The organism is Streptomyces alkaliterrae (assembly GCF_007097205.2).
Classification (GTDB): Bacteria; Actinomycetota; Actinomycetes; order Streptomycetales; family Streptomycetaceae; genus Streptomyces; species Streptomyces alkaliterrae.
Map to the genome: position 1 here is coordinate 1 of NZ_VJYK02000417.1, position 3,793 is coordinate 3,793.

Here is a 3,793-nt window from a genome sequence, read left to right on the forward strand (position 1 = left end):
GAGACAGCCGCTGGGCGAAGGCGAGCGGCGGGGTGGAGCCGGGGCGTTCGGGGAGCCCGGTGTCCAGATCGAGGTCGTCGGTGATCTCGTTGAGTACGGCCCCGGGTATCAGCACCACGGCGGTGGTGCCGCCGTAGGGGGAGGGTTGGAGCGAGACGCGGGCGCCCTGCCGTTGGGCGAGGCGGGCGACGACCAGCAGGCCGAGACGGTCGGTGTCGGAGAGTTCGAACTCGGGTGTCTCGGCCAGTCTGAGGTTGGCCTCCAGAAGAGCGTCGGCGGTCATGCCCAGCCCCCGGTCGTGGATCTCCAGCGTGAAGCCGTTGGCCACTCGCTCCCCCATGACCTGGACGGCGGTGTGCGGGGGTGAGAAGGCGGTGGCGTTCTCCAGCAGTTCGGCGACGAGGTGGGTCAGGTCGGCGACGGCCGCGCCGTCGACGGCCAGGTCGGCGAGGCGGCGCACCTCGACGCGTTCGTGGTCCTCCACCTCGGCGGTCGCGGCGCGCACCACGTCGATCAGGGCAACGGGTTTGCGCCACTGCCGGGACGGCGCCGCGCCCGAAAGGATCACCAGGCCCTCTGCGTGTCGGCGCATCCGCGCGGTGAGGTGGTCAAGCCGGTCGAGGTCGGCGGTCTCGACGGGGTCCTCGGTGCGGCGGCGGATGCCCTCCAGCACGTTGAGCTGCCGGTGCAGCAGCACCTGGCTGCGGCGGGCGAGGTTGACGAAGACCTCCGAGACGCCGCGTCGCATGTCGGCCTGGCGGACGGCGCCCTCGACCGCGGCGCGCTGGAGGGTGTTGAGTGCCTGGCCGACCTGGCCGACCTCGTCGCGCCCGTACTCCAGCCGCGGTGCCTCGGTCTCGACGTCGACCTGCTCGCCGGCGGCCAGCCGGCGCTGCACGCCGGGCAGTCGTACGCCGGCGGCCTCGTTGGCCTCCTTGCGCAGCGCCCGCAGGTCCCGGACGAGGCCCCGGCCCACCCGCAGGGAGACGAAGACGGACAGGGCGCCGGCGACGAGGCCGAGCAGCGCGGCGGTGCCGGCCTGGAGCAGTACCGACAGTCGTACGGGCGCGATCCGTTCCTCGTGGCGTTCCCGTCCGGAGCGGTCGAGGGTTTCGAGGCCGGTGAGCGCGGTGCCGGTGGCGGACTGCCAGCGTTCGGCGTTGAGCACCCGGACGGCCCGGTCGGGGCCGGCGTTGAAGACGTCGTTCTCGAAGGCCGTGAGCGCGCGCCCGTCGGAGCCGCGCCAGTACTCCTCGTAGGCGCGGGCGTCGGTTTCGGGCAGCGCGTCGAGGCTGGTCTGGTAGAGCACGCGGCGTTCGGCTACCCGGTCGGAGAACTCGCGGTGCTCGTGGTCGGTCATCCTGCCGGCGGCCAGCGCCGCGGCCATCAGCGCGTCCTGGCGGGACAGCAGTTCCCTGGCGCGGGCGGCCCCGACCAGTGCGCGGGCCTCCCTGTCCAGGTCGGCGTGGTCGATCGCCTGGAGTCCGTTGAGCAGTTCGTAGCTGGGGTCGACCAGGTCGTTGTAGGCGACGAGGGTGTGGTCGCGGGAGATGGTGTTGCGTTCGACCCTGCCGCGCAGGGAGCGCAGGACGTCGAGGCCGGTGACAAACGCGTCGAGGCGGGCGCGGGTGTCCTCGCCGAGCCGGCCACGCACGGCGGGGGCGCGCTCGGTGACGTCGGAGACCGCCCGGTCGGTGTGGCGTTGGTGGCGGTGGAGTTGCGGGAGCGCTTCGGACCGGCGGGGGTCGGCGAGGTAGACCAGGGCGTGGCGGCGCTCCCGCTGGACCGCGCGCACGGTGCGTTCGATCGGTTCGCCGAGGGTGTCGCGGGCGCTCTTGGCGTCCAGCATGCGCATGGCCTCGACTGCGGTGTGGTGTGTGGCGAAGACCCAGATGACGGTGAGTGCCGTCAGGGGTATCAGGAGCAGCGCCACGATCTTCCTGCGGATGGTCCTCCCGCGAAAGGGCATGGCCTCCCCTAGCTCAGCGCCCCTGGCTGGGGCGTGCCGGTCCGGTACCGGGCGCTGCCGGCGTGGGTGGTGCCCGGTCGGCTCTTGTCGTGTTGACGTGTGGTGGAGCTGACGTGCTGTTGGTGTCGCGGTGGTGCTGGTGCGTCGTGCGACGCGCGCGGTGGTCGCCGGCCCGGTGGCCGGCGGCCGTGCCGGCCTTCCCCGAGCCGTGGCGCCGCCCACGCCGGACGGCGTGAGCCTACTACCGCTCGCCGGCGAGCTCGTCGACGCGGGGTGTGAGCGCGGGCGCAGCCGGGAGACTATCGTCCCGAGGTTTCCCTGGATACCGGAAAATCGGTACCGGGTGTGTGGCCCTGGACACGTGCCCGACCAGCACTTGTGACCTTTGTGGAGGGGGAGTGGGAGTCAGATGTACGCCAGGCCCCGGATGCCGGACCCGGTCCGCGGCGCCGCCGTGCGGTCGGTGATCATCATCGCCCTGACGCTGGTTCAGTTGACGATCACCGTGTTGTGCTCGCTTGCCGGAGTGTGGTTCGCCTTCCCGGCGTTGCTGGGCACGGTGGCCTCGACGGTGGTGGCGACGTGGGCGGTGTTGGACGTGTGGGTGACGCGGCAGGTGTGGATCCAGCGGCACGGTGTGGTGTCGACGCCCAGCAGCGCGGCCCGGCCGCGGCTGCGGCGCGGTGTGCAGCGGTTGTGACCGGCGTGCACACCGCGACGCGCGCGACGTCGGCGGTGCCGGGTCAGCCGGCGGGTGCCGCCGGGGCGGGCTCGCCCTGCTCGGCGGGGCGGCGGAACATACGGGTCGCGGTGATCTCGCCGTGGACCGGCTCGGATTCCGGGTCGGGCTGCGGCAGGCCGGGCCGAAGATGCTCCTCGACGCTGATGTACTTCAGTCCGGCCCGCAGGTCGGCATCGTTGCGCAGCCGGATGACCAGCGGGAACTCGGCGAGCGCCGTGGTGTCGAACAGGCCCGTGGTGTAGATGAGTTGGACGCCGAGGGCGTCGGCCACAGCGCGCTGGAGTTCCAGCAGGTAGGTGGCGTTGGCGCGACCGATGGGGTTGTCGAGGAAGAGGGTGCCGGCGTGCCGGTGGCGGTCGCGTCCCCGGTCGTTGCTGCGCAGCGCGGCCATCGTGCAGTACAGCGCGATGGCGGCCGTCAACAGCTGTCCGCCGGAGAACACGTCGCCCATCTGTCCGACGGGCACCCGTTCGGCGCGCAGTACGGCGTCCGGCTTGAGGATCTCCACGGAGACACCGCGCGGCTGGAGGGCGGCGTGGACGCCGCGCAGCAGCAGCGACATGCCGTCCCTGCGCAGGTCGCCGTTCTTGCGGACGGCGGCGCGTGTGGCCTCGTCGATGACCTCGCCCAGGCGTTCGGTGAGGACGGCCTGGTCGGGTTCCTCGAAGCGGATGCGCAGGAACTCCTGCCCCGACCACTCCCCCAGCCCCTCGGGGAGCCGGGAGAGCCGCTGTGCGGAGCGGAGGGTGGCGGTGGCGGACTCCACGAGGCCGCGCAGCCGGTCGACGATGCTGTCCCGGTTGCGTTCCAGCTGGGCGAGTTCGTCGGTGAGGACGCGCAGACGCGGGGCGAACGCCTCGGTCCAGGCCGCCGAGTGCTCGGGGAGGGCGGAGGCGGGCAGTTCGCGGATCTGCTGGCGGGCCGGGGTGCGGACCTGCTCGTAGCGGGTGGAGTTGGCGTGCCGGACGAGGACGTCGCAGGACTCGCGGACCGCTACGTCGGCGGCGTGCAGGTCGGCGGCGCAGCCACGCAGTGAGCGGCGGGCCTCGGCGGCCGCCGTCCGGGACTCGGCGGGGGTGCCC

At 72.9% G+C, this 3,793-nt stretch carries 2 protein-coding genes and 1 pseudogene; 1 reads left to right on the forward strand and 2 read right to left on the reverse strand.

The window, feature by feature from the left end:
- A partial coding sequence (locus FNX44_RS24820) for a sensor histidine kinase (protein WP_143651232.1) occupies window positions 1–1,969 on the reverse strand: 1,969 nt, incomplete at its 3' end.
- A 409-nt stretch (window positions 1,970–2,378) separates the two neighbouring features.
- On the opposite strand from FNX44_RS24820, the gene FNX44_RS24825 reads away from it, so the two are divergent.
- Window positions 2,379–2,669: a hypothetical protein gene (locus FNX44_RS24825; protein ID WP_143651233.1), complete on the forward strand. Its 291-nt coding sequence runs from the start codon at window positions 2,379–2,381 to the stop codon at window positions 2,667–2,669.
- Window positions 2,670–2,712: 43 nt separating this feature from the next.
- Here FNX44_RS24825 and FNX44_RS28290 read toward each other — a convergent pair.
- Window positions 2,713–3,793 (reverse strand): annotated as a pseudogene (locus tag FNX44_RS28290) (hypothetical protein); the annotation flags it as partial.

What these genes read in the sequence shown, in the direction of transcription:
- FNX44_RS24825 (WP_143651233.1), top strand. Translation starts at nt 2,379, where the DNA reads ATGTACGCCAGGCCCCGGATGCCGGACCCGGTCCGCGGCGCCGCCGTG.